Origin of the sequence: Microbacterium sp. 16-032 (genome assembly GCF_041079455.1) — a bacterium.
Taxonomy (GTDB): Bacteria; Actinomycetota; Actinomycetes; order Actinomycetales; family Microbacteriaceae; genus Microbacterium; species Microbacterium testaceum_A.
The window spans coordinates 151313-173927 of record NZ_JBFYGQ010000005.1 but is presented as its reverse complement, the minus strand read 5'-3'; the positions used below and the strand labels follow the sequence as shown (position 1 = coordinate 173927).

General features: G+C 65.8%; 29 protein-coding genes. 18 read left to right on the top strand and 11 right to left on the bottom strand.

The features are described from left to right. The first annotated feature begins 56 nt into the window (after window positions 1–56). From AB6V31_RS12065 to AB6V31_RS12050, 4 genes are all read left to right on the top strand, one after another. On the top strand, window positions 57–998 hold the full coding sequence (locus AB6V31_RS12065; RefSeq protein ID WP_369365917.1) for a hypothetical protein: 942 nt from the start codon (window positions 57–59) through the stop codon (window positions 996–998). Further along, window positions 995–1585 (top strand): Pycsar system effector family protein, encoded by a 591-nt coding sequence (locus AB6V31_RS12060; protein ID WP_268103351.1) that lies wholly within the window; start codon window positions 995–997, stop codon window positions 1583–1585. The genes AB6V31_RS12065 and AB6V31_RS12060 overlap by 4 nt, the downstream gene beginning before the upstream one ends. A gap of 8 nt (window positions 1586–1593) precedes the next feature. After that, on the top strand, window positions 1594–2325 hold the full coding sequence (locus AB6V31_RS12055; RefSeq protein ID WP_369365915.1) for an adenylate/guanylate cyclase domain-containing protein: 732 nt from the start codon (window positions 1594–1596) through the stop codon (window positions 2323–2325). Between the two features lie 275 nt (window positions 2326–2600). Next, window positions 2601–2813 carry a nuclease gene (locus tag AB6V31_RS12050; RefSeq protein ID WP_369365914.1) on the top strand — a complete coding sequence of 71 codons (213 nt, stop codon included), beginning with the start codon at window positions 2601–2603 and terminating at the stop codon, window positions 2811–2813. A gap of 47 nt (window positions 2814–2860) precedes the next feature. On the opposite strand, the gene AB6V31_RS12045 is transcribed toward AB6V31_RS12050, so the two are convergent. The 8 genes from AB6V31_RS12045 to AB6V31_RS12010 form a co-directional block, all read right to left on the bottom strand. Then, window positions 2861–3262 (bottom strand): aldehyde dehydrogenase, encoded by a 402-nt coding sequence (locus AB6V31_RS12045; RefSeq protein ID WP_369365912.1) that lies wholly within the window; start codon window positions 3260–3262, stop codon window positions 2861–2863. Window positions 3263–3378: 116 nt separating this feature from the next. Further along, window positions 3379–3828: a hypothetical protein gene (locus tag AB6V31_RS12040; protein ID WP_369365910.1), complete on the bottom strand. Its 450-nt coding sequence runs from the start codon at window positions 3826–3828 to the stop codon at window positions 3379–3381. Window positions 3829–4281: 453 nt separating this feature from the next. After that, window positions 4282–4509, bottom strand: a complete 228-nt coding sequence (locus AB6V31_RS12035) for a DUF1653 domain-containing protein (RefSeq protein WP_369365909.1) — start codon at window positions 4507–4509, stop codon at window positions 4282–4284. Further along, the gene (locus tag AB6V31_RS12030) at window positions 4506–4847 is read right to left on the bottom strand and encodes a hypothetical protein (protein ID WP_369365907.1); all 342 of its coding nucleotides are present in this window, start codon (window positions 4845–4847) and stop codon (window positions 4506–4508) included. The genes AB6V31_RS12035 and AB6V31_RS12030 overlap by 4 nt, the downstream gene beginning before the upstream one ends. Before the next feature lie 55 nt (window positions 4848–4902). Then, on the bottom strand, window positions 4903–5214 hold the full coding sequence (locus AB6V31_RS12025; RefSeq protein ID WP_369365905.1) for a hypothetical protein: 312 nt from the start codon (window positions 5212–5214) through the stop codon (window positions 4903–4905). Window positions 5215–5517: 303 nt separating this feature from the next. Beyond that, complete coding sequence (locus tag AB6V31_RS12020) at window positions 5518–6612, bottom strand: type I restriction enzyme HsdR N-terminal domain-containing protein (RefSeq protein ID WP_144782602.1); 1095 nt, start codon at window positions 6610–6612, stop codon at window positions 5518–5520. 176 nt (window positions 6613–6788) lie between these two features. Next, window positions 6789–7259, bottom strand: a complete 471-nt coding sequence (locus AB6V31_RS12015) for a hypothetical protein (protein ID WP_369365904.1) — start codon at window positions 7257–7259, stop codon at window positions 6789–6791. A gap of 274 nt (window positions 7260–7533) precedes the next feature. After that, a complete protein-coding gene (locus AB6V31_RS12010; protein WP_369365902.1) occupies window positions 7534–8256 on the bottom strand; it encodes a hypothetical protein in 723 nt (240 codons plus the stop codon). 679 nt (window positions 8257–8935) lie between these two features. On the opposite strand from AB6V31_RS12010, the gene AB6V31_RS12005 reads away from it, so the two are divergent. Beyond that, window positions 8936–9481: a hypothetical protein gene (locus AB6V31_RS12005; RefSeq protein ID WP_369365900.1), complete on the top strand. Its 546-nt coding sequence runs from the start codon at window positions 8936–8938 to the stop codon at window positions 9479–9481. A 177-nt stretch (window positions 9482–9658) separates the two neighbouring features. Here AB6V31_RS12005 and AB6V31_RS12000 read toward each other — a convergent pair whose 3' ends face one another. Then, entirely contained in the window at window positions 9659–10159 is a 501-nt protein-coding gene (locus AB6V31_RS12000) for a small multidrug efflux protein (protein WP_074694023.1), read from the bottom strand. A 214-nt stretch (window positions 10160–10373) separates the two neighbouring features. Here AB6V31_RS12000 and AB6V31_RS11995 point away from each other — a divergent pair, with 214 nt between their 5' ends. From AB6V31_RS11995 to AB6V31_RS11980, 4 genes are all read left to right on the top strand, one after another. Beyond that, window positions 10374–10655: a hypothetical protein gene (locus AB6V31_RS11995; protein WP_369365898.1), complete on the top strand. Its 282-nt coding sequence runs from the start codon at window positions 10374–10376 to the stop codon at window positions 10653–10655. A 75-nt stretch (window positions 10656–10730) separates the two neighbouring features. Further along, window positions 10731–11918 (top strand): sensor histidine kinase, encoded by a 1188-nt coding sequence (locus tag AB6V31_RS11990; RefSeq protein ID WP_369365896.1) that lies wholly within the window; start codon window positions 10731–10733, stop codon window positions 11916–11918. After that, on the top strand, window positions 11915–12517 hold the full coding sequence (locus tag AB6V31_RS11985) for a DNA-binding response regulator (RefSeq protein ID WP_369365894.1): 603 nt from the start codon (window positions 11915–11917) through the stop codon (window positions 12515–12517). The genes AB6V31_RS11990 and AB6V31_RS11985 overlap by 4 nt, the downstream gene beginning before the upstream one ends. After that, window positions 12517–12924: an ASCH domain-containing protein gene (locus tag AB6V31_RS11980; protein ID WP_369365892.1), complete on the top strand. Its 408-nt coding sequence runs from the start codon at window positions 12517–12519 to the stop codon at window positions 12922–12924. The genes AB6V31_RS11985 and AB6V31_RS11980 overlap by 1 nt, the downstream gene beginning before the upstream one ends. Window positions 12925–13036: 112 nt before the next feature. Here the strand turns inward: AB6V31_RS11980 and AB6V31_RS11975 are convergent, their stop codons facing one another. Together AB6V31_RS11975 and AB6V31_RS11970 are read right to left on the bottom strand one after the other, a co-directional pair. Beyond that, entirely contained in the window at window positions 13037–13474 is a 438-nt protein-coding gene (locus AB6V31_RS11975) for an ImmA/IrrE family metallo-endopeptidase (RefSeq protein WP_369365890.1), read from the bottom strand. A 10-nt stretch (window positions 13475–13484) separates the two neighbouring features. Further along, complete coding sequence (locus tag AB6V31_RS11970) at window positions 13485–13757, bottom strand: hypothetical protein (protein ID WP_369365889.1); 273 nt, start codon at window positions 13755–13757, stop codon at window positions 13485–13487. 584 nt (window positions 13758–14341) lie between these two features. Between AB6V31_RS11970 and AB6V31_RS11965 the strand changes: the two genes are divergently transcribed. The 9 genes from AB6V31_RS11965 to AB6V31_RS11925 all read left to right on the top strand — a co-directional run bounded on the left by AB6V31_RS11965 (window position 14342) and on the right by AB6V31_RS11925 (window position 22612). Continuing rightward, complete coding sequence (locus AB6V31_RS11965; protein ID WP_369365887.1) at window positions 14342–14632, top strand: phosphopantetheine-binding protein; 291 nt, start codon at window positions 14342–14344, stop codon at window positions 14630–14632. Between the two features lie 41 nt (window positions 14633–14673). Further along, window positions 14674–15894: a beta-ketoacyl-[acyl-carrier-protein] synthase family protein gene (locus AB6V31_RS11960; RefSeq protein WP_369365886.1), complete on the top strand. Its 1221-nt coding sequence runs from the start codon at window positions 14674–14676 to the stop codon at window positions 15892–15894. Window positions 15895–15950: 56 nt separating this feature from the next. Then, window positions 15951–16781, top strand: a complete 831-nt coding sequence (locus AB6V31_RS11955; RefSeq protein ID WP_369365884.1) for a hypothetical protein — start codon at window positions 15951–15953, stop codon at window positions 16779–16781. After that, a complete protein-coding gene (locus AB6V31_RS11950) occupies window positions 16778–17836 on the top strand; it encodes a DUF4872 domain-containing protein (protein ID WP_369365881.1) in 1059 nt (352 codons plus the stop codon). Before AB6V31_RS11955 ends, AB6V31_RS11950 begins: the two co-directional genes overlap by 4 nt. Before the next feature lie 74 nt (window positions 17837–17910). Next, on the top strand, window positions 17911–18435 hold the full coding sequence (locus AB6V31_RS11945) for a 4'-phosphopantetheinyl transferase superfamily protein (protein ID WP_369365880.1): 525 nt from the start codon (window positions 17911–17913) through the stop codon (window positions 18433–18435). Between the two features lie 224 nt (window positions 18436–18659). Then, window positions 18660–19619 carry an ABC transporter permease gene (locus tag AB6V31_RS11940; RefSeq protein WP_369365879.1) on the top strand — a complete coding sequence of 320 codons (960 nt, stop codon included), beginning with the start codon at window positions 18660–18662 and terminating at the stop codon, window positions 19617–19619. A gap of 62 nt (window positions 19620–19681) precedes the next feature. Continuing rightward, complete coding sequence (locus AB6V31_RS11935; RefSeq protein ID WP_369365877.1) at window positions 19682–20098, top strand: acyl-CoA thioesterase; 417 nt, start codon at window positions 19682–19684, stop codon at window positions 20096–20098. After that, window positions 20085–21527, top strand: coding sequence for a phytoene desaturase family protein (locus tag AB6V31_RS11930; protein WP_369365875.1), 1443 nt, complete (start codon window positions 20085–20087; stop codon window positions 21525–21527). Before AB6V31_RS11935 ends, AB6V31_RS11930 begins: the two co-directional genes overlap by 14 nt. Beyond that, window positions 21524–22612, top strand: a complete 1089-nt coding sequence (locus AB6V31_RS11925; protein ID WP_369365874.1) for a beta-ketoacyl synthase N-terminal-like domain-containing protein — start codon at window positions 21524–21526, stop codon at window positions 22610–22612. Before AB6V31_RS11930 ends, AB6V31_RS11925 begins: the two co-directional genes overlap by 4 nt. Window positions 22613–22615 lie beyond the last annotated feature (3 nt).

Below are 22615 nucleotides of genomic sequence, written 5' to 3'. Positions count from 1 at the left end.
GGCTCTAGCGGGCGATGTCGGAGGTGACAGCTACAGTCAATCCAAGGGGGTCAGCGATGCCGAAAATGGATGATGTTGAACTTAGTGACGTGCTGGGGGAGCTCGATGACACAACTAAAGAGGAATTTGCTTCGAAACCCGCGGTTGAGAAATGGGCGGACGACTTCGAGGTTTCCGACCTACCCATCGAAGCGCGCAAGTGGATTCAAGTCCCAGATGTGGTTGCAGTCGTTGCGGACCTCAAAAATTCCACGCATCTTGGAACTGGCAAGCATGCGGCCTCGACTGCCAGTATCTACGAGGCGGCAACCGGCGGAACAGTAGCCGTCTACAACAGTTTCGGCGCAGACTTCATTGCTATTCAGGGCGATGGAGCGTTTGCTCTCTTCTGGGGCGACCAGCGGTACGAACGAGCGCTCTGTGCCGGAATAACTGTGAAGACCTTCAGTCAGCGCCATCTCATTCCAAGGCTGGAAGCCAAGTGGCCCGTACATGCAAGCGACCACCCGACTGGGTTCAAAGTCGGGATCTCTTCCGGCAGGGCCCTTGTCAAACGCGTCGGGACCCCACGTAACCTGTCCGAGCAGGAGCCGGTGTGGGCTGGGGTACCTGTCAACTTCGCCGCTAAATCGGCCCAGCAGGCCGATCGTCACGAGCTCATCGTGACGGGTTCAGTGTGGGATCACATCGAGAAAGATGACTATCTTGCACTCACCTGCCCGTGTAGCGGCGGACCAAGCTCAAGCTTGTGGGCGGACGTAACTATCGAGAAGATTCCGGACAGCAATGCTGAGAGGCAAGGTCGCGTTCTATCCGCCACGTGGTGCGAGGTTCACGGCGACGAATACGTCTCGGCCATCCTTGGCGGCCTGAAAGTGCGATCGGAGGCAGCAGAGGCGCGCACAGCGTTGACTAAAAAGCTGTTCGCGAATGCCATAGCGAAAAAAGCGAGCCAACAGCGAGCGGATTTGCGTAACCGGCGGGCGGGCTTGAGATGAGCAACTGGACCCGCCGGTTATTCGTTCGATCTCGGGGTACGTCGACGGATTTGGGAGGAGGTTCGCATGCGGAACTCCGCGTCGAGCCTAACGCGGACCATGCGTGGAAGGCACTGGCCCTCGTCAACGACTGGATTCGTCATTCTGACGCGAAAGCTGGGGTTACTTTGGCTTTCGTCGGGGCGCTTGGGGCCATGCTGTTCAATCTGACTCGGAACACTCAGGCCGACTGTGAAATTATCTTCCCGGTTGCGGCCGGTTCTGCGTTATTGCTGGTTACAGCCGCGGTTCTTTGTGGTCTGACGCTGAGTCCCCGTTCGGTCGACCGCGACGCAGTTCCCGACGCGGTCAACCTCCTCTTCTACGCGAGCATTTCCCGTAATTTCAAGCGTAATCGTGTTGGCTTTTCGGATGTTCTTGGCACTCTGACCGCAGACGAGCGCGAACTTGTCCGGCACATTGCGCACCAGATCCACGCAAATGCCAAGATAGCGACGACAAAGGTTTCTCTCGCGAGGTGGGCCATACGGTCTGCTTTCTTGGCAGGTCTCGGCGTGGCGAGTACTGCACTTCTGACGGTTCTTTAAGAGTCACAATGGACGGCAATTTTAGATCGTACAGCTTTGTAAGCAGCTCAGATCGAATTGGAGAGATTTCAGATCAGCCAATCGGGAACTTCGAAGAGATGGAGGGTCTGCCGGACCGCGAGAGGCTCACGTTCTCGAACGGTTTTTACGGCATGTGCTCGGCGATATTCATTGACGTCCGAGATTCTTCGGGCTTGCCGCGAACCTATCAACGGCCCACACTAGCCAAAATATACCGGGCATTCATCTCCGAGATGGTAGCTGTGCTGAATTCTGATCCATTTGTGCGCGAGGTGAATATCGTTGGCGACTGCGTTTGGGCTACCTACAAGACGACGCATGTGAACCATATTGACGATGTGTTCTCAATAGCCTTCACCGCGAACACCGCTCTTCAGCTATTAAACTACCACCTCAAGAAAAGGCAACTGTCGCCACTTCGAGTCGGCATTGGTGTAGATTATGGTCGCGTGCTGATGATTAAAGCTGGGTTTAATGGTAGTGGGATAAATGATGTGATCTACATGGGAGATGTCGTCAACAGTGCGGCTCATCTCGCGCATGAGGGGGGTCGCGGATGGGGGCGCCCTGCGATATACGTGGGAGCCGATTTTCAGCAGAATCTCAATGAAGTCAATAAGAGCCTTCTCTCTTCGGCTCAAGTGTCGGGTATTGGGACGGTTTACCGTGGAGACGTGGTGCGTGGGGACATGAGCAATTGGATTGATGACCTGCCGTGAGAGAATTCCACAGCCACCTCAAGTGAGACTGGTGAACATCTGGTCTTGGCACTGCTCGGAAGGTCGTCTGACGTGCGCTTGAGGCCGTTCGCTTCAGTCGGAAGGCGGAAGATGTGGGTTCGTCCTCCCGAGTCAATCGGCGGTGTTACGCCCCACTACGCCCCACATCGCCCGCCCCCGCGGCATCCCGTAGCTTCATCACACCAACCACTCCGAAGGCAGGTGAAGCCATGTCCCGCACGATCTCTTCGACAGTCCACCCGATCCAGCGCTGCATGGCAGCCTCGAACCCGTCTGCGTGGTGGGACGGCCTCGTCATCGAGGCCGGCGGCGCGACCGCGACGGTCGCGCTGCTGAACGGCAGCACGGTGCAGCTGCGGATCGTCGGCCCGGCCGTCGACATTGCGGTGGGGGAGCCGGTGGCGTACCACCCGGTCGCCGAGCTGCTCAGCGCGTCCGCGATCATCACGACCGCGCGCGCCGCATAGCCGCGCGGCCGCCGACGAAACGTCAGCGGCCGCGCGAAAAAGAGAACTCAGGCGGTCATCGAGGACATCATGGCCTCGCACTTCATGACCATGTCGTCGCAGGCCATGGCGCAGTATCGGCACATCTCGTCCATGTCGCCGTGCGCGCGGCACTCGGCAGCGCACGCCTTGCCCATGGTCATGCAGGCGGTCATCATGGCGCTCATCACATCCATGTTCATGCCGGCCGGACGCATCACCATGTGCATCGTCGCCTGCGCCATCTCGACCATGTTCGAGCACATAGCGCAGCACGTGGCCATCTCGGCGCCGTGCATCATGTCGCTGCCGGCGCACATGGCCGCGGCCATCGCGCACGCGTTGAGGGACTGCATGCATTCCTGCATGGCATCCATGTCCATGGTCATCTCGCCCATGTCCATCGACTTCATCATCGCCATCGTGTCCATCTGGATCTCCCGTGTTCTCGTCGGTTCGGAGGGACCGGATGCCGTGGAGGGACTCCGGCGTACCGGCGATGCTACGCGCGAGAGGCGCGGGTGCGACAGAACTTTCAGCGGGTTGCTCAGCGCGTGAGATCGAGGACAGCGAGGCCGGCGCCGACAGCCCAGCTCTGCGTGAGGCTCGCGAGTTCCGGGACTTTGTTGAGCATCGGCCCCGCGGCCGCGATGGTCACCACCGTGCCATTCCGGACCACCTGCACGCTCGCGGCATCGACCGGCTCGTCGGGGGAGTAGTTGCCGCCGGCGGTGAGCCCCCATGCGTCATTGGCGCCCAGCCGTGGGTCGTCGATGTTCCAGCCGAGCGGAGCGTACGCCTCTTCGGTATAGCTCGGGTCCTGATGGATGCCGATGCTGATGCCGCCGTAGTTCTGCACATCGAGGTTCTGGCTCGCTGCTTGGGGTGTCATCCACGTACAGCTGAGCTCACGGCCATTCGAACCGGTGACCTCGCCGTTGTCCGCGTCCGCAGCGATGACCAGTTCCGCAGCTTCGGGCCCGAGGGCCGTCTTCACCTCGTCGCAGCTCGGGTAAAGCACCCCTTGTCTGGGGGAGGGCTGGGCCGCGTCCGAGGGCAAGGCCGCCGCCCCGTCTGTCGTTCCGGCATCCGTTCCCTGTGCGGATGCGTCCCCGGGTGAGGATGCCGGAAGGGGAATGCAACCGGCCATCAGAGCGGCGACCGCGGCGAGGCCGAGGGAAAAGCAAAAGCGGCGAAGAATCCGCGACGGCATGGACGTCTCCCGGGGGTCAGGGTTCTCGGGAGATGTTCTAGCGGACGGAGGACTGTCGCCGCAAATGGCCTCGAGGTGGGCCCAGCGTTATGCGGCGCATTTGTTGTCCAGCAACGCAACGGGCGACGCTCATCACCGGTGGCCTCTGGCTCATCTGGATCTTCGTGCGCGAGATGCGTCGCCGATAACGGGCCCACACGTCGGGCGAACGGCATCCTGGATCGGTGGGTGCTGCCGCTACTCCACGCGACGGAACCGCGGACCCGAGTACCCGTCGCGTTCGACGTGCTCGGTGAACATCGCGATCGGGCGCACCCAGAGGGAGTGGTCGCCGTAGAGCGTGCGGTACGAGACGAAGACCTCTTCGGTCTCGGAATGCCGCGCGATGCCGAAGACCTCGTAGCGCTGGCCCTTGAAGTGCTCGTAGATGCCGGGCTCGATGTGCGGCAGCTCGCCGTGCGTCACGAAGCGGCGGCGGCTTCGTCGGTGCGCGCCTGCAGGAATTCGCAGAGCTTGCCCGTCGTGTACAGCTCCTCGCCGAGGGCGACGAGGTTTCCGCCCGACAGGGGGAACTCGCCGGAGCGCTCCGAGAGAGCGGCCGTCCACGTGCGCTCGCAGTCGACGTTCAACGAGATCGATGCGGGTCCGTGGTTGAGGTGGATCGCCACCATGCCGGACTCGAGGTGCTCGGGGTCGTCCTGGCGGAGCACGTGAACCGTGGCGTGCGCGACACTGTCGTGCTTCTCATACTCGGTCACCCACTCGTGGATCTCGGTGAAGGTGGGGCGAGCGGTGCAGGTCATGGGTCGAGCCTAGCCACGGGGACGTGCAGCGGCTTACTTATGGTCGATTGGAGGCTCAGACGCCGCGTGCCTCCCCACCAACCGCGTCGGCGATGGTGGGGGCGATCTCGGCGGAGTTTCCGACGCCCTCGCTCGAGTTGAGAGAGAGAACTGCATTTCCCGACGAGACAAAGATGCCGCCGTAGGCGTCGCTAAGTTTCCCCCACGCGGCGAGCGTGTCAGTGACAGGGAAGACGTTGATGCCGGCGTCGAATCCGTTCACGGTGATGTCGAAGCTTGCCTTCGCGCCCGAGGCGCCAACCTCCGCTCGGACCGGCCCGGAGTGCTCAATGCCCAGCTGATCGAGCGCCCCGACGAAAGTGTCCACCTCTGCTTGGATGTCCGAGATGGGCGCTGTGCTTGCCACGTCCGGCGTGGGCGAAGGGGTGACAGTTGGAGTCGCCACGACGGTCGCCGTCGTGGCAGGCGCAGCCTCTCCCGGCTGCGGGGATGAGCACCCTGCGAGGGAAAGGGTCGCAACAACGGCTGCGGCAGCGACAGAGAAGTGGGCGCGTGACATGAGGGCTCTTTCAGAGTGAATGCTTCTGTTCGTCAACGAGATCTCCACGCCGCGCACTGCTCCGTGCAGAATTGCCCATAGGAGCAGCGCGCAACGCGAAGGGTTGTCACATCACCGATAACGGACGACAGCCTCGCGGATAGCGTCGGCGTGCTCGTAGATCTCATCGAGCTCGTCGATGGCGTGACGAGTCTCGACCTTCTGCTCGTCCAGGAGGCCCAGATACTTCTGTCGTCCATTGAAATGCAGGCGGGCGATCGGCTTTCGGTTGTTGTCGTCGAGCAGCACGGCGAAGTAGCTCTTGGCATCGCGGTGCGTGACACGGTGCGGCTTGGTCTCTCCGCATGCGATGGCCTTGACGATCTGATAGCCCTCGAGCTCTTCGAGAGTCGTCTCGATCTCGGTGTCGCGCTCGAGGTCCGCCTGCGCCGCGGGCTCGCTCGAAACGGCGGCGGGCGCGTCGCTTGACAGCGGGACGGCGACCCCAGCGCCGGCTCCCAGCGCCGTCTTCAGACGGTCGTTGACGCTTTCGGTGAGGAACTGGCGCGACGCCTTGGTCACGAGCGAAGTGAACTGCTCGCGGACCTTCGCGGTGTACGCACCTTCGTAGACACGCTGCGTGAAGAACTTGATCCATTCGTCACTCGGCTCGCGGAACTGCCCCGCGATCTCGCGTTTGAGCGCACCGACGTACTTCAGTTCCTCAGCCGCGCTGATGATCGAGTCCAGGTCGAAGTTGTCCTTGCTGAGCTTCTGGACCTCGGGAATGAGCGTGTCGTCGATGTCGAGCAGGTCCAGAACGAGGAACGGCTTGGCGTCCATCTTGTTCGGGGCATCGAGATCGGTGAAGAACTGCCAGATCACGCCGTTGGTGAGTGCGGCGATGCGAGCGTTCGTCGTGGCGAAGTACCGGAACAGCTGAGAAGCGTGTTCGATCTTGGGGGCGCCGGTCGATGCCTTGCATTCGATGAGGATCTGGACCTCAGCGTCACGCATGATCGCGTAATCGACCTTCTCGCCCTTCTTGATTCCCACGTCGGCGGTGAATTCGGGAACGACCTCGAGCGGGTCGAACACGTCGTAGCCCAGGATGCTCGAGATGAAGGGCATGACGAAGGCGTTCTTCGTCGCCTCCTCCGTGCCGATCGCTGATGCCTGATTGCTTACCTTGGTTGCGAGCGCGGCGAGGCGGTCTTGAAATTCCATCGGTCCCCCATGCTGAAGAATGCTTCACCGATCGTGACATGCGGGCTCGCCGCAACGCGTCGGTCATTGAACGCTTCTTTCGTATTTCGGCCCGGCAGTTCCATTCTGGAAGAGAATGTTTGCATCCGGTTATCAAGCGCGGTGTGCGATTATCTGTCGCGGCGTCTGACCTACCTTCAGCCGCCCGCCCCCCGCACCCCGACGAGGTCGTGTAGCGCCGCGAAGGTCGCCGCGTACCGCTCCCGCAGAACCTCCCACCCGAGGCTCGGATCGACCTCGGCGGGCGACGGCACGGCGACGGCGTAGCCGTGCTGCGCGCGCGGAACGGGCTCGCCGGGCAGGCGCAGCTCCTGCGTGAACGCGCCGGTGTCGGGCGCGAACGTGAGGGTGTGGGCGGCGATGTCGTGGTCCCAGTCGGCGGACGGCCACGACATGAACGAGACGTGCCGTGGGGGATCGAGAGGGGCCGTGGCCGAGACCCAGCACCCGTGGTGATCCTCACCGGGGGAGAGGATCGTGTACGTCCCGCCCCGGCGGTAGACCAGCAGCGCCTCGCGGAACGGCTTTTGCGAGAACATCGCCGTGTAATAGAGGGCCTGCGTGTAGATCGGCTCTCTGAGGCTCAGGGTCACGGTCTGCTGCGGCATCGGGGTGGGGGTCCTCTCGAATCCGGGTGGGCTTCCTCCCATCCAGGCATACGGGCCTCGGATCCCGGCTGCGTGGAGTCAGGTCTTAGCTATGACCTCGCTGAGTCGATCGCCCGGGGTTCGCGGCATCCGTCCGGAGATGCCCGTCAGGCACCTGAGGTGCCCTTTGCAGGCGCGTTCTTCGCGTCGCATTCCACCGCTGAGCGGCCCCCGGCGGGAGTGCAGTCATCATCACCGCCCTCGAGCAGTGAATGGCCGAGCGCCGCACGACGATCTAGCGGCGCCGCACACTGAACGTGGTGAGGATCATGGACACGATGAGCGCTGCAATACCCCCGAGCGCACCGAGCTGTGCGTAGCGGCCACGTGCAGTCACAGCGTGAACCTGAGTCACGGTTGCCCACGGAACCCTAGGTTCTCTTAGCTTCCCCGTGCCCTTCCGCTGTGCGTATCGAACGCATCCCCACATCACCGCTGAGACGAGGATCAAAAGGAGGAACGCAGCCGCTACGCCTGCACCTATCGCCAACGCATTGCATGTAATGGACATCGGGGACTGGTGTGCCTGCGTGAAAGCGTCCTGCACTACCGACTGCGCCTTGAGCTCGACGAATATTGCCGACAGCGGCGTAGGGGACGGGTCTGGGGTGGCCCCACCGCTAGCGGCAGGCGCCTCAGGGACTGAAAACTTGGGGGTGAAATTGGATGCCGGAGCGAGGCTGAGGACAGCGAGGAAGATTCCGGGAGCTGCGCCTGCGAAGGTGAACACCTTCCCGATGAAATCTGTGCGGTCCGCCCGGGGCGTACCCTCGCCGTGCGCCAGAATCGCGCCCAGCGCTCCGATGATGAGAGCGCCGGCCACCGCGCCCGCAACGAAGAACTTGCCGAACTCGTTCTGCTGGGCGAACAGCAGGCTTGAGGCCGACGTCGCGACCACGATGAATAGCAGTGCTCCGATTCGAAGCCGCCACCTCATCCGAGTAGTGAATACATCCATGATTCCCCCTTGGCCCCCTTATGCCTGCGCCGTCCGCGAGCGCCCAAGGGACATGTCTATCGTTCGCGGAGCCTTCCGCTCGACCGGGCCGCCGTGGGCAGAGCCCTATCGTTCGGAACGCAACCGGTGTGCGCGGACCAGCCGAGACCCGTCGCGGCGACGATGCAGCCCAGGCCCCGCGCCATCAGACGCTCTCCGCCGCTGGTACGTCGCTGCCCTGGCAGGTCGCCGTCTCCGGGTCGACCGCCGAGACATCTCGTCGTCGAGCGTCTACCGCCCGCCGCCGCGCTCTATGTGCCACCGTCCGCCGTGATTGCGCGACAGATCACACAGAGCGTCGGGTCGGTGCCGGCGAAGTCGAAGGGCTCTTGCGACTGGGGACGGCTCGGGTGTGAGGGTGACAGGGACCGTACCGGGTGCCATGCGGGCGACCCCGGAGGTCATGCACGCGATGTGCCGCGTCCGTGTTGGCTGTCCTATTGACGGCAGGCTGCTCGTCGACCGCTGATGCTCCTCCCTCCGCGGACGCACCCACGCCGGCGTGCGACACCAGCGAAGTGGACCTCGGGGTGGCTGTACCGGCTGCGCTCGTCACCGATGACGCGGGCACCTACTGCCACGTCACCGTCGACGAAGCCGCCGTCGAGGTGACCCCGCACGACCAGGTGAGTCCGCGTCCGTGGTGGACAGTTCCGGCGCCATCTCACCGAACCCGGACAAGCCCGCCGTGGAGCCCGCGGTGATCGAATCCGCGCAGCGGCAGGCCGCCAAGTGGGTGGTGGAGGAGCACCTGGACGGCGCCACCGCGGACCGGTCGGCACAGGCGCACACGGAGTGGATCCGGACCACGCCCCTCATCGGCGAGCAGTGGCGTGAGGCGTACGCGAACGCTTGGGCGAGGGGATCCTCCGGTGGGCTGTTCGTTCCCGTCGGCACAACGCTGGTGCGCGATGAACGCCCGCGGGTGACCGAGGTCGCCCTCACTCCCACTCTCACCCGTGTCATCACGAACACCGCCGCTGATGCGTTCGTGGAAACCTGCTACGCCGTGAAGGCCACCTACGCCACCGCTGAGCAGGGGAAGCTGCTCCTGGACTCCCCGGGCACGTGCGTCACGTTCGCAGTCGAGGGATCGACGGTCCCGTACGTGGTGCAGGGCACGCACAACAGCTTCACCGTCACCGACGAAAGCGGCGCTGTCGTCGCGCAGGAGAGCGACTCTTGAAATCTTGCGCGCGACGGTCACGCGCCGTCTTCACACAAATCTCACGTCTCGGCACCTGGACGCCGAGCGTGCGCTGATGAACTACGGCTTCTTCCGGCGCGTGCCCTAGCCGCTACGCGGCAGCAGGGGGAGGCGGTCGCGACATCGAGACACGACATCCGCGCGCGGTACGACGAGTCACGCCACGGCGCGGATCACGCCCGTGATGATCAGCGTGATCACCGTCGTCCACAGCACGATCGCGGCGGCCTGCCAGGCGATGACGCGCATCGGCGGAACGCCGGTGGACGTGAGGGCCGCGGCGGTGAACTGCGTCGGCAGCAGCAGCGGGCCGAGCAGGCTCACGCCCGGGGTCCCGTAGCGGTGGTACGCCTTCTCGAACTTCTCTCGGCGGGCCGACGTGGGCTTCTCGGCGACTCCGCGGCGGGTGGTGACGGCGGTGCGCACGCGCGACGACGCGAAGACGACCACGGCCACGCAGAGGAGGTTGCCGATCGCGCCGGCGAGAGCGGCGACGACGGGAGGGATGCCGCCCAGGATGCCGATCGCCGCCGCACCCTCGCCCTCGATGAACGGCACGGCCCCGGCGAGGGCGACGATGAGCGGCTGGACGAGGTCGGGCACGTCGGCGACGAGGCCCTGGAAGCCGAGGATGAGGTCGGATACGGGGTTCGACATGAGGACTCCTGGGGGATGAGTTCGCGGCGTGTTCCGCGGTGATTCCATCCCACCGGCGAGCGGCTCGCGGCGGCAGTGTCGTGGTGTCACGAGCGAGCGGGAGGATGCGAGGGCGCACCCGTGACGAATGTCAGGGTCGCCCTTTCGGGCGCCGCGCGCGTGGCGTATCGTCGCAACCCCCGCAAGAGACCGCGGCCGATCCGAAGGAGCAACGATGCCGAGCTTCCTCGTGTGGATCGAATACCTCTTCTGGGCGGCCACCGCGGTCGGGGTGCTCGTGCGTCTCGGGATGGTGCTCGGACGCCGCCGCGCGGGCCGCCGGAAGGACGCCGTGCGACAAGCGATTCGCCCCGTCATCGACGCGGGCGCCGTCGAGTCGGCCTTCTACGGCTGGACGCCGTCGACCTCGCTGCAGCTGAGGGCGGAGCCCACGTCGGTCGAGACCGCGCAGGACCGCGATCGGGTACCGCCGGAGCTCCCCGACAGCTACCGCTGACCGCCGCGCTCGCCGCTCCGCGGGACGATTCGCCGCGCCACCCGTGACGAATGTCACGCCCGTACAGTGGCGGGTGTGAGCGCCCCCGCACCCGCACCCGTCCGCACGCCCGCGGCGACGTACGCCCGTGACGTCCGCGTCACCTGGTGGTACACGGCGTCGTCGATCCTGTTCCTCCACGTCTTCGCGGTCTTCATGTGGGCGCTGGTGGTCGTGCTGCGGGGGACGACGCTCGACATCGTCCTCGTGCTTGTCGGGGCGGCCGGGTCGGTGGCATCCGGAGTCCTCCTCCTCATCCACTACCGGCGCGAACCCCTCGACGACGGTGACGACTCCGCGCGCAGGCCGGTGTGGCCCCTCGTGCTGCTCGGGGTCGCCTCGGCCGTCGTGCTCGGCATCGGCGCCGGGTCGGTGCTTCTCGCCGCAGCCCTCGCGGCGCAGGCGCTGTGCACGGTGCGGTGGCGGGGCGGCATCCGGGTGCGGCTCGTCGCGCTGATGCTCGTCATCGTCATCGCGGTGTGGGTGATCGAGGCGACGCGGCTCAGCCCCGACGGCTACATCTCGCTGACGTTCGCCCTGCCGCTGTTCGCCACCATGCTCGCCCCGCTCACCGCCACCTCGCTGTGGTGGTGGGACATCGTGCGCGAACTCGACCGCGCCCGCCGCGCCGAGGGACGTCTCGCCGCCGCACAAGAGCGCCTGCGCCTCGCCGGCGACCTGCACGACCTGCAGGGCCACCACCTGCAGGTGATCGCGCTGCAGCTCGAGCTCGCCGAGAAGATGATGGGGAGGGACCCGGATGCCGCCGTCGAACAGGTGCGCGCGGCTCGCGCGAGCGTCGACGAAGCCCGTCGCGGCACGCGCGACCTCGCCGCACGGTTCCGCGGAGTGCCCCTTCCCGACGAACTCGCCAACGCCGCCGACCTGTTGCGCGCGGCGGGGCTGACCGTCGATCTGCTCGTGGATACCGAAGCCGAACGCGCGCCCGCCGACGTGCTCGGACCCGTCGTCCGCGAGTCCACGACGAATGTGTTGAAACACGGTGGTGGGGTGTCGGCATCCCTCTCCCTCGCCCGCCACGACGGAGCCTGGGTGCTGACCGTCGAGAACGACTCGCGGAGTGCCGCGTCTCCCGTCGGCGACGGGGCGGGACTGTCGGGCATCGCCGAACGCGTGGGTTCTGTGGGAGGAACGGTGGATGCCACCCGCCTCGGCGACCGCTTCCGCGTGACGGTTCGCGTGCCCGAGGAGGTTTCCGCATGATTCGCGTGCTCATCGCCGACGACGAGGACATGATCCGCACCGCGCTCGCCGCGCTGCTGCGGCTGGAGGACGACCTCGAGGTCGTCGCCGAATGCCGCGACGGCGAGAGCGCCGTGGTCGAGGCGCAGCGGCTCAAGCCCGACGTGTGCCTGCTCGACCTCGAGATGCCCGGGCTCGACGGCGTCGACACCGCGGCGAAGATCCTGCGGAGCGTGCCCTCGCGCTGCGTGATCGTCACGCGCCACGCGCGACCCGGAGTGCTGCGGCGCGCGCTCGGCGCCGGGGTCAGCGGGTTCCTCCCCAAGTCGCGGCCCGCGGATGACGTGGCGGCCGTGATCCGTGAAGTCGCGGCCGGGCGGAGGTACGTCGACCCCGAGGTCGCGGCCGACGCGCTGAGCGACGAGCGGAGTCCCCTCACCGACCGCGAGCTCGACGTGCTGCGCGCGGGGGCGAGAGGGCAGACGGTGGCCGAGATCGCGGCGACGTTGCACCTGTCGGCCGGGACGGTGCGCAACCACGTGTCGTCGGTGCTGGGCAAGCTCGGGCTCGCGAGTCGGCAGCAGGCGACGATTCATGCGCGCGAGCGGGGGTGGATCTGATGGCGGAGCAGCTGGAGCCGATCGAGTTCATGTTCCCCGGGCCCGGTCGCGACCGGATCGTCGCGGCAATCCGCGCGCGGGAGAAGACGGCGACGAGCTCGCTGGAACAGGAGTACACCGTCGCCGGTGACCCTCTGCCCGCCGTCGGCGAGCGGGGCATGGTGATCGATTCGCGAGGTGAGCCGGTGTGCGTCATCGAGACGACCGCGATCGAGGTCGTGGCACTGCGGGATGTTCCCCTCGCCCACGCGCTCGCCGAGGGGGAGGGCTACGCCTCGGTCGCGCAGTGGCGCGCGGGCCACGTGCGATTCTGGACCTCTGACGCCATGCGCGAGGAGCTGGGCGCTGGATTCGCCGTCGACGACGACACGCGGGTGGTGTTGGAGCGGTTCGCAGTGGTGGATTGACGCGGGCGGTCAGCCGACGGAGAGCCGGCCTCGGACGCCCGGGCGGATCGACGAGCTGACCTTGCCGTCGCGGTCGTCTTTTGGGGCGATCGACGAGGGTCTGGCTCGAGCGTCACGATGCCCACTGTGAGGCGTGCTGGTAGTGACCTCGTCCCAGACGTGGACGCGTATAGGTGATGCCCGTCACGCGGGTGAGATGGTTCGCCACGAACGCACGGAGCAGTTTCACCGTCACGCCGAGCTCTTCGGCAATGGCTTCGGCATCGAGCCCGATGGACTCGAGGTGCGCGTAGCGGACCGGGTCGACGAGAGCAGCGGCGGCGAACGCGTCGGCCGCGGCTTCGGCATCGGGGTCGTCACGCCCTTGGTGGCCGTAGAACGCGTGCCCAAGTTCGTGCGCCAGCACGCACACCCGTTCGATGGGGGTGAGAGAGATGTCAAAGACCACTCGTCGGCCTTCGTGGTCGTAGAAGCCTCTGAACGGCTCTGGAAGGTGTGCGACGTGAACGGTGACATCGAGGCGTGCCGCCAGAGAAAGCAGCTCCTTCACGATTCTCCCTTCAGTCTGATGCCGGCTTGCGCTCATCGGTGTTCGCGGCATCGCGCGTTGCGGGCGCGATGTGGCCGAGGTAGGTGACGTTGTCCGCATCGTCGACGGTACGGGGGGCCTCCGACATCGAGGCGAGCAGCTTCACCAGGCCGTCCTGTGCGGAGCCGCTCGCCCCGCTGGTCTCGGCGCTGTAGTCGGTGAGGGCCATGTCGACGATCTCGCGCGCCGGCATGCGCAGGACGGCCGCGATGCGCTCGAGCTCCGAGACCGTGGTCTCGTTCACCCCGTCTTCGCGTCGCTTCAAGTTCGACAGAGGTATGCCCGTCCTCATGGAGAGGACCTCTCGGGTGACATCCCGCCGCCGACGCGCGGCCCAGATCGCCGAACCCAAGTGCTTGTCGAACGGGTGGGGCGTCTTCTTCTGCCGGGCCATGTCCTCAGCGTAGAAGAGGTGAACCGCAAACTGAGCGGGTGAAAAAGCTTGAACGGGTCTAACATGACCCGCTAGCGTTCAAACATGAGCACTCGCACATGCGGAGATAACGGTGCCGGGGAGAACGCGAAGCAGCGTCCTCACACCGATCATCGGACGTGTCCGGAACGCGACCTGCCGGTTCGCGAGTTCCTGGCAGAGGGAGCGAAGCGGGGCGACACGATCGCCCAGATGTTCCCGGGATGAGCGTCGAAGGCCTTCGACCCCGTGCGTCATGGGCGCTCCGCTCGATGCATGAGCGGCGTAACCCTCTCCGGTCTCGGCCCGACGCGCGGTGCATTCGCAGCCGATCCGCTCCCGCGAGCCTGCGGTGAGATGACGCTCAACACCCCAGACACCACGTATCACCCACAGCAAGAGACAAAGGAAATGGCATGACCGAACAGTCCATCGAGCAAGAGATCGCCGCAGCCATCGTCGAGCGACTCGGGCTGGAAATCGAGCCCACCGACGTCGACGCGGACGCGCCCATCTTCGCTTCCCTGGCGGAGGGAACAGAACACGAGCAGTCGTCACTCAATCTCGACTCCATAGACATTCTGGAGGTCGTGCTCGCGCTCAACGCGGCCTTCGACGTCGAACTGCCCGACGACCAACCCGAGGTCTTCACCTCCGTTCGCACCATCGCGGATTACGTGCGCGCGCACCGCGCCGACGCCGCTTGATCGGTGCCAGCAGGGCATCGCAGAGAGTTGTCGTCGACAGCATGAGCACGCGTGTGTACGTCACCGGGATCGGACTGCTCACTCCGATCGGTAACACCTGGGAGGAGTTCAGCGAGTCGCTCCGCGCGGGATCGAACGGATTCCGCACGATCCCGTACTTCGACACCGCGGCGTTCCCGTTCCAGCAGGGGGCGATCATCCCCGAGTTCCCCGCCGACTTCCTGACACTTGCTGCGGATCATCCGGAGTGGGAAACCGCCGAACACTACGGCGTGCATTGTGCGTCGGTCGCCCTCGCAGATGCCGGGATGTCCGTCGACGCGCTCGACCCGTTCCGGACGGCCGTTGTCGTGGCGTCGTCGAACGCGGGTGTCGAAACGAATCACGCGCACGCGGAGAAGAAGCTGAGCGGTCAGGCCACCCGGGGATCGACCGTTGTTCGTACGCCGGCAACCGTGACCGCGGCGATTCGCCGAACGTTGGGTGTGCGGGGGCCCCAAGCTGCGGTGTCGACCGCCTGCGCAGCCGGCAGCAACTCCGTCGGTATGGCCTATGACTTCATCAGAGCCGGGCGCGCCGATGTCGCCATCGCGGGCGGTGCGGAGCCGTTCTCGATGCTTTCCTATTCGGGGTTCACCCTGCTCAAATCGCTGACTCGCACCACCGTTCGGCCGTTCGACGAGGGTCGCGACGGAACGGGGCTGGGCGAAGCGGCGTGCATGTTCGTGCTGGAGAGCGCGGAGTCCGCGATCGCGCGCGGCGCAACGGTCTACGGCGAAGTGTGCGGGTACGGCCTCTCGGATGACGCCTATCATGCGACGGCCCCCGACCCGAGTGGCGCCGGGGCCGTCCTCGCGATCACGCAGTGTCTCGCCGATGCCGGTCTCCGACCCGAGGACGTGGACTACATCAACGCGCACGGGACGGGGACGCGCTACAACGACGCCATGGAGCTGACCGCGCTCAGCCGCGTCTTCGGTCCCGATCTGACCCGTATCCCCATCAGTTCGACGAAACCGCTGCATGGCCACACCCTCAGCTGCGCAGGCAGTTTGGAGATGCTGGTCTGCCTGGCCGCACTCGGGGGCGGCTTCGTTCCCGGCAACGCCGGCACCAGGGAGCCGATGCACGAGTTTCCGGGACTCAATCTTCCGATCGCGTCTTTCGAGGCCGCGGGGATGACCGTCGCCATCTCGAATTCTTTCGGGTTCGGCGGAAACAACACCTGCATCGCACTCCGGCGTGTCGGGCGGGGTGAATGATGGACGCGTCGACGCCGTTCGGGCCACAGTCCCACCCCGTTCTCGCGCCCGCCGGAATGATCTTCGACGTCCTGGGCATCACCGTCGAGCCGAGCGCGGTCGTCGTGATGGCATCCGGGGTCCGGTACGCCGATCCGAACGGGTTCGACGACTTCGGTGGGTTCGACGCAGCGTTCGACCTTTTCGAGGCAGCCGGATTCAACTGCGAGCAGTTCCGGAGCGCTGAAGCCGGGCCGTTTCTCGATGCCGCTCGTCGCGAACACGCCCTTGCCGAGCGGCGGTGGAAAGCGACGCCCTTCTACTCGCTCCACCCGGAGCGTGACCCGGTAACGGGGGTGACGACTGTGCGGCCTGTCGCACTGAGCGAGTTCGGTGACAGCACGGTGCGGATCACGTCGACTTTCGCCGACCGGACCGTGTCCCACGAAGATCTGATGTGCGTTGACCCGTCGCCATGGGGATACGCAGCGCCCGTCCCCTCTCTCCAAGCGATCCTGGCACCGACACGTTACGACTTCGCTGCGCGGGCGCGCCGTTCCCTGCGACTTCTGTTCATGCGGTTGGCGACGGCGCGGGACGGCCTACCACGACTCGAGTCGTTCGTCTCGAGTCGTCCTTCGCGCGAGAGCCTTCACACGTACCGGCGTGGCATGGCGGCGCTGAGCGCTCGCGACGACACCTTTCACCGCTCCGTGCTCGTGACGGCGATCGACAAGTACGGTGCCGAGACGATACCCGACGAGACACGCGCTGGCTTCGCTCGCTCAGGCGCTCTGCATGTCGAATTCCTCGCGGGTGCGGACACAGCGCTCGATGAGATCGCGCGCGTCGAGCGCGCCGCACTCGACGCGCGCATTCCCTCCGGTGCGAGAGGGGCCACCTCATGAGGCTCACGCCACGCCGGCAATGGCCGGGCAGGTACCTCCGGGGATCGCACTGCTTCTCCACCATGATCAGGAACGCGTTCGCCGAGACGGGGTTCGACCTCGACGAAGAAGCGTCGTACGTCATCGGGGGTGGGCTCGGGTTCCTTTTCTGCCGCGACGGCGATACCTATTACGTCAATAGTCGTATTCACGACCTCGAGCACTTCTTCGCTCGGCGCACGGGTTCGCGCATCGACTTCGTCTCGCACACGACGGCCGATGCAATGCTCGCCCGTACGCGTGAATGGGCGGACGCGGGTCACCTTCCCTACCTCTACTGCGAGGCCCGGGAGCTGTCATCGTTCCGCGGCGTGCTCCCCTGGGATGAGGTTCACCCGTTCGGCGAGCACGCCCTGCCGGTGCGCTCCGTTTCGGCGGACGGTTCGGTGGTCGTGAACGACTACCTGTGGGCGCGCCCGATAGAGGTGAGCGCCGAGGAGGTCGCGACGGCGACGGCTATGCCGAGCGACGGCGCGATCTCGATGGCCTGCCCCGCACGTCGCTTCGCGGTCGGTCGGATCATCCCGCCCGAGCACGTGCCCGATATTCGCGAGGTCCTCGCCCTGTCACTCGTCGAGAGCGCGGAGCTCTTCCTCCACCCCGTGAACAACACACAGGGGGAGCGGGCTTTGAAAACTTTCGAACGGGAACTTGCCTCGATGCCCGATGTGGTGGATCCCGAGGTGACGCGCGTCGAGCTGATGTCGATGTCGACGATGCTCGAGAAGATCGGCTCAGGGGGTGGTGCCGGGCGGCACCTTTTCGCGCGCGGGCTCCGCGCCGCCTCGACGCATCTTGACGACGTTTCTCTGAGCGTCCTGGCGTCGGAGTACGCGGCCCTCGGCGGACGATGGCGCGCCCTGGCACGCGATTTGCGCGCACACGCTGCGCAGCGAGATCCGCGAGACGGCTGGGCGGGTCTGGTCACCGCCGTTCGCGAGGTCCGCCGCCGTGAGGTCGCCGCCGCCACCGAGTTGCTGCGTGTCAGTGCCGTCGCGCTGGGGGCGACTACGTGATCGTCGTGCACTGGATTGATCGCGCTGACCGCGGCAGGGGCGGATGGCAGCTGCGCCGCGCGGCGGGTCGGGCATTGCTCTCCGAAACGGCTGCCGCCCTGGGGGTCGCCAGCCTGCGGGTCCTGCGCCGCCCCGGCCGTCGGCCCGAGGTCGAGACTCCCGGCATCTGGTTCTCGATGTCGCATACCGGCGACCTCACGGTGTGCGCCGTGGCGACCAGCAATGTGGCGATCGACGTCGAGCAGAAGAACGAACCACGCGAGGGCCGCCTGGCGGGCGCTGTGCCGACCGGCTTCTTCACCGCGGAGGAGCAGAAGATGATCGCTCGCGATCCCTCTCGGCTGCTTCCCGTGTTCACCGCCAAAGAGGCGTGGGCGAAGTATCGCGGCCTCGGCCTATCGCTCGGGTTCGGCAGCTTCGACGAGGCCAGCGTCGTCGCCGAGGATCCGGGAGTCGAGTTCACCCGCGTGTTCATCGACGGGGCGATATGCACCGCGTGCCACCAGGCGGGGGAGGACCTCGTCGTGAGCCGGCGGTCGCTGAGTCCGCAGCAGCTCGAAGCGGGCGCCGCCATCGATCGATCGGAGAGGTCGCGATGATCGGAATCGCTCTGCGAGACGTGGCCCATTACCGGAGAGAAGCCGTCGGTGTCGTTGCGCAGGTGGCCGTGGGCCTCGCGCTCTTCATCGTCGCGCTCTCGTTCGTCGCCGCGATCGGGCAGAACGCGGATCGTCTGCTCTTCGGCACCGTCGGCGCACCCTGGCTCGTACAACCGACGACCAGCAAGGACGTTCTCACGGTCGACGCTTCGAAGTTGTCCGAGATGTCGGATGCTGTCGGGTCGGACTTTATCCGCTCGCGCCTCAACCTGAGCGCCAACGTGGAGAATCCATCGGCATCCGCCGACCGGCCTGCGAGCGGGTCCGTGACCCTCGTCGGAGCGGATCTGGCTGTCGAACACGCGCTCGGCGAGAACCTCGGACTCCCCCCGGAACGGCTCGGCGGAGATCGCATCGTGCTGGCCGACAAGGTCGCCCGGCAACTCGATGTCACGACGGGCGACGCTGTGGTCGTCTCGATCGGCGCGTCGCGACTCGACTACATCGTCGACGCGGTGGTCACGGCATCCACGCCCAACTTCATCCTCGAAAGCTGGGTGATCGTCGATCGACAGGCGTTGGCCCGAAAACTCTACGGCGATGCGGACAGGACCAACGCCTTGCTGATCGATGCGCCACAGACCAGCGCCCTGCGCACCGAACTAGCCGCCGCGACCTCACGCCTTCCGTGCTCGACCACGATCTTCCTTTGGTCGGAAACGAGTTGGTCATCGCTCATGCTCGGGCCGACGATCTGGGGGATCGTCCTTGTCGCGGCCTCGACCTTCACCTTCCTGATCATCTGCATCGGTCTGAGCTCGCTCGTGTACTCAGCGATGCTCGCCCGGGTCGCAGACATCGCTGTGCTGAAGACATCGGGAGCGCCGCCGGGCTCACTACGGCGGATGTACGTGATGGAGGTCGTTGCGCAGTATCTGGTCGGCTATGTCGTCGGCGCAATCCTGGCAGGGGCTCTGATGGCTGGTGTGAATGCCGTCGGGCTCACCTCGACCGACCAGGCGTTCACGTTCGCGGTCGGGACCACGACGCTCGTCTTGGCGCCGACGTGGTGGGTGTTTCTCGGTCCGCTCGGAATCGGTTTCGTCGTGACCGTCGCCGTGCTGTGGTTTCCCATCCGTTCGCTGTGCGCACAGCCCGTGCTCGACCTTCTGGAGATCCGATGACGACAACACCGATTTCGCCGCCGAACGAGATCAGATTCTCGGTCCGCTTCGCCGAAACGGACATGGCTGGCGTGTACCACCACAGCAACACCTTCGTGTGGTTCGAGGCCGGCCGATTCGCCCTCATCGAGCGAATGATCGGCGGGCAGCCGATGATCGAGGTCGCGGGCGCACCCATCTTCGCCCCCGTCACGAGGACTCGTGTCTCGTTCACCGGCTTCGGGAGGTTCGGAGACGAGCTGCGGCTCGAGACCTTCATCAAACCGCAGGAGACCACGAAGCTCGCCTTCTACTACCGCCTGACGAAAGCGGTCGACGGAGCCGCCGTGGCCCTCGGGATGACCGAACACGTCACTCTCGCCGAGGGCGGGAGGTTTCTCTTCCGCTGGCCTGAGGAGGTCGCAGAGAAGATGAGGACGTTCTTCTCGGAGAACCCCGTCGTGGTGACCGACGGCAGAGGTTTCGATGAGAAGCTCTGACGTCGTGGTCGTCGGTGCCGGGATGGCGGGCCTCGTCGCGGCGGCGCGGATGCTCGAACGCGGTCATCGGGTCGTCGTGTTGGAACGCACCGATCAGGCGGGTGGGTACTTCGGAGGTTTCGAGAACGAGGCGGGGGATCGGTTCGACCTGGCTGTGTCGCACCTTCTCGGTGGTGGTGAAGGCGAGTCTCTCGCACGCCTGCTCGCCTCGCTCGACCTGAGCGCGACCGTGGAGTGGGAGCCGGCGGAGATCGCAGACGTGCTGACGATCGGCGATCGACGTATTGAGATGCCGACGGGACTGAACCGTCTCGAAGAGAGACTCGGGCGGGAGTTTCCGGCGTCCGTCGACGACCTGGCTCGCTTCTTCGGCTTCCTGCGTTCCTTTCTCGGTGACGGCTCAGCCGATCCGCGGGATCGTGGGCGCTTCATGATGCGCCATCACCGTCGCGGCTTCGAGGAGTTCTGTCGGGAGACGATTTCCGATCCCGAGTTGCGAACAGCATTGGCGATGAGGATCCAGTGCGACCACTCGTCGCTGCTGATCATGGCCGGCTTCCTCACCGAGTGTTACGGCAAGGGAATGGTCTACCCGCGGGGTGGGGTGCGGCGTCTCGTCGGGACGATCGTGGACCGCCTCCGCTCCGCGGGCTGCGAGTTCGTGTACGGGGCGTTGATGAGCGACGTGGTCGTCGAAGGCGGACGCGCGAGCGGAGTCGTTCTCGCGGACGGCGCGGTTCGACGGGCAGACGTGGTCTTCTTCAACGGAGACGCCCCGACTCTCGACGCAATGCTCGAACGCCACGGCCTCGGCGGTATCGACGCCGGCGGGCGCCGGCGGGGGCACTCGTCGCTGAGCCTGTTCCACACCCTGGTCGGAGCCGATCTGACGCGTTTCGGTCGGGCCGCCCGCCACTACCTGACCCGGTCGACGGACGTCTTCGAGACCTACCGGGTTCTCGAGACGGGCGCGTTGCCCGAACACCCCGTCATCAAGGTGCACCTCATGACCAATATCGATGCGAGTATCGCTGCCCCCGGCCGTGACCTGGTGCGAATCGAGGTCGACATGTACCACGACCCCGATGTCCACGATGCCGCCTTCTACGCGGATTACGCCGTCCGTGTCGAGGCGATGGTCTCCGAGAGCTTCCTGCCCGAGCTGCGAACGAGCAGCGTCTACCGGCGCACCGTCACACCGATCGACTACTCCGATCGTTTCGGGCACACGGGCGGATCGGCAACCGGCTGGGCCCACGACGTCGACAACTACATGGTGCGGCGAATCAGTCAGAGGACGAGCCTCGAGAACATCTTCATCACGGGCCAATGGGGTGAATACGGGTCTGGTCTCCCACAGCTGATCGCTTCCGCCGACCGGTCCGTGTCCCTCGCGGAACAGCTGCTGAGAAAGCGAGAGAGAGCATGAACGAGCCCCTGCTCATCACCGGCGTCGGCGCTGTTTCGACGCTGGGTCTGTCGGCGACAGACCACACGAACGCCGACGAAGGATGGGTCTTCCCGAATGTGGAGACTGCGGAGGCGACCTCGCCCGGACCCACCGGGCATTCGCTTCGCGAAGTGTCCGCGGGGTTCAGGATCCAGGACTATGTGACGTCGGTGGGGCTGCGGCGCAAGCAACGATTCAGTCACCTCGCGACGGCGGCGGCAGTGGACGCCTTCGCTGCGGCCCAGCTCGCGGAGCGTCCCGCCGACCTCGAGCGGATCGGGATCGTGGCGAACACCGAGTACGGACCGCAGCGCGTCGTGAGCGCTTATCTCGATGGCCTCGTCGGCGGCGGACTCGTGAACGCGAGCCCCGGATTGTTCACGCAGACCGTCTACAACGTGGCCAACGGCCAGGCCAGCCTCGCGCTCGGGCTGAAGGGGGCCAACTCCACCCTGGTCGGCGGCTCCGCGGTCGCCTACGGCGTGCAGCTGATCGAGACGGGCAAGGCCGATGCGATCTTCGCGATGTCGCTCGATGAGACCAACGAGATCATGACGGACTACTTCGACGCCGCCGCGCCGGAGCTCGACCGCGAGCTCCCGTTCGCGACGGGTGAAGCCGCCGCCGTCGTCGTCCTCGAATCCGCGGGATCAGCCGGGCAGCGCGGTGCCGAGCCCATCGCGCATGTGCTGGGCCTCTCCCTCGCCTCGGCGACCGGCGCCGGCGTCAGCTACCTCGATTGGGCGGAGGAAGACGACACGATCGCCTACGCGATGCGAGCCGCTCTCGACGACGCGGGCGTCGCCGTCGGCGATGTGGACATCGTCGTCGGTACCGCGAACGGACTCGGTGCGATCACGCGGAACGAGTTCGCCGCGATCCGTGGGATCGGATACCGAGGTCCGCTCGCATTGCCCCGACTGGCGACCGGCGAGTGCTACGGCGGGAACGAGGCACTGGCCCATGTGCTCGCCCTGTCTGCAGCCGAACCCGGTCAGACCCTGCTGGTGACGGTATCGACGGTGAACGGCGGCGTCACCTCCGCCGTCGTGAGAAAGGCGTGACGG